Here is a 1572-nt window from a genome sequence, read left to right as displayed (position 1 = left end):
GCCACAGCCCCCGTTACCGCACCGGCACCACCGCCCGTTACGCCGCCAACCAATCCAGCCGCCAAGTTCGCTATATCACGGATTTGGTCTTTCTCGGTTTCGGTTAATTCTTGGGTCGGTTTGTCTCCAAACAGGGTTTCGTGAACGATTTTTGCCATGACTTCGCCGCTCGCCGCACCCGCCGCGCCGCTCACTGCCGCGTCTGCACCGCCGCTGAGGTATGCCGCCGCTGCGCCCAAGGCGGCGTGGGCTAAGATTCGTGCCGCTTCGTTCGCTGCCGTTGGTTCTTGACCATTAAAATACTGACCGATTTGGTTGGCGGCATAAGGCATGGCGGCGCCGGCTGCCGCTTGGCTGAGGTTGCCGCCGGCAATGCCGCCCGCCAGGGCTGCCAAGGCTTGAGCGGCGCGTTGATAAGGGCTGCCGGTGCCGTATTGCTGTTCGGTTTGTTGGTACAGCCGGTCTGCCTGTGCGTAGTTTTGCCACAAGGGGTGATTATTGCCCAGCTGTTGCTGTAAGTATTCCGGTTTGTAGCCATTTTTGGTCTTACCGCGATATTCTTCCCATTGCTCCGGCGTGAGGGTGTCTTCCAATGCCTTTAATGCTTCATCGCGTTGCTGCCAGCTCTCTTCTTTTTGAACATTGACGTCTGCACCGCCGCTTACACTTAAAGTGGTAAGAGCTATGTATATTTTATAAATTCAAAGTAAATTTATAAAATATAGCTAAGAATACCGCAATAAATAAACCTAAAAATATAAAAAATATTATTCTTTCAACCATTAGTATATTTTTATTTTTTACAGGTATTATTCCAAAATTGGCTTTTATAATAAAAAATGAAAATCTAATATCAAATATATCAAAAAAAGAATTAATCTTGTTTTCTGCTTTTCCTAATTTAAAAGCAAAATAAAAATGCAAAAAAATCAATAGAGTTCCAAAAGAAAAATAAACAAATAATATAATATTAATCATGTCACTTCCAGTCTTGCGGCAAAATTTGATAGATCGGCTTATAATAAGAATTATAAGGATTAATTTCTTGAGCTGCTCCTTTTTTAATTTTTATAGTTTTTTGATATCCGATATTTGAATTTAAATGAAATCCTACATTTATACCACCTTTTATATTTAAAATAGGTAATGCATTTTTTTGAAGTGCAGATGTATAACATGCAGAAACACCAATACCTCCGCCTCCGCCTCCACATATTTCAATAAATGCACCATCAGGACGGCTGGCTGTAGAAGACCCGCCAGAAACAGATGCCCCTAACCCAGCACCGGTAGTAAGTGATGTGGTTATAGTAGCCGTTCCATCTTGATTAATTGTAATAGAAACATTTCCTCCCAATCCTAGTGCAGCCGTAACTTCTGCTGTGATACCTGCATTATCTAAAATATTTTTTAATTTTTCAGGTATCACATTAGGATCTACTCGTGATACTTCATTATTCACCACCGCATTATCACTCGCCACAGCCCCCGTTACCGCACCGACACCTCCGCCCGTTACGCCGCCAACCAAGCCAGCCGCTAAGTTCGCTATATCGCGGATTTGGTCTTTCT

Annotated in this window: 3 protein-coding genes; all 3 read right to left on the bottom strand. The window is 43.7% G+C overall.

Annotation, left to right across the window (positions count from 1 at the left end):
- On the bottom strand, positions 1–593 hold a 593-nt coding region (locus tag Q384_RS10920), incomplete at its 3' end, for a VENN motif pre-toxin domain-containing protein (protein WP_037588105.1).
- Between the two features lie 100 nt (positions 594–693).
- Positions 694–978: a hypothetical protein gene (locus tag Q384_RS10915; RefSeq protein WP_037588103.1), complete on the bottom strand. Its 285-nt coding sequence runs from the start codon at positions 976–978 to the stop codon at positions 694–696.
- Position 979: 1 nt separating this feature from the next.
- Positions 980–1572 (bottom strand): VENN motif pre-toxin domain-containing protein (locus tag Q384_RS10910; protein ID WP_037588102.1); only part of this gene is annotated, 593 nt, incomplete at its 5' end.

The organism is Stenoxybacter acetivorans DSM 19021 (genome assembly GCF_000745895.1).
Lineage (GTDB): Bacteria > Pseudomonadota > Gammaproteobacteria > Burkholderiales > Neisseriaceae > Stenoxybacter > Stenoxybacter acetivorans.
Note: the sequence above shows the minus strand (reverse complement) of the source record. Positions and strands in the feature narration are given on the sequence as shown.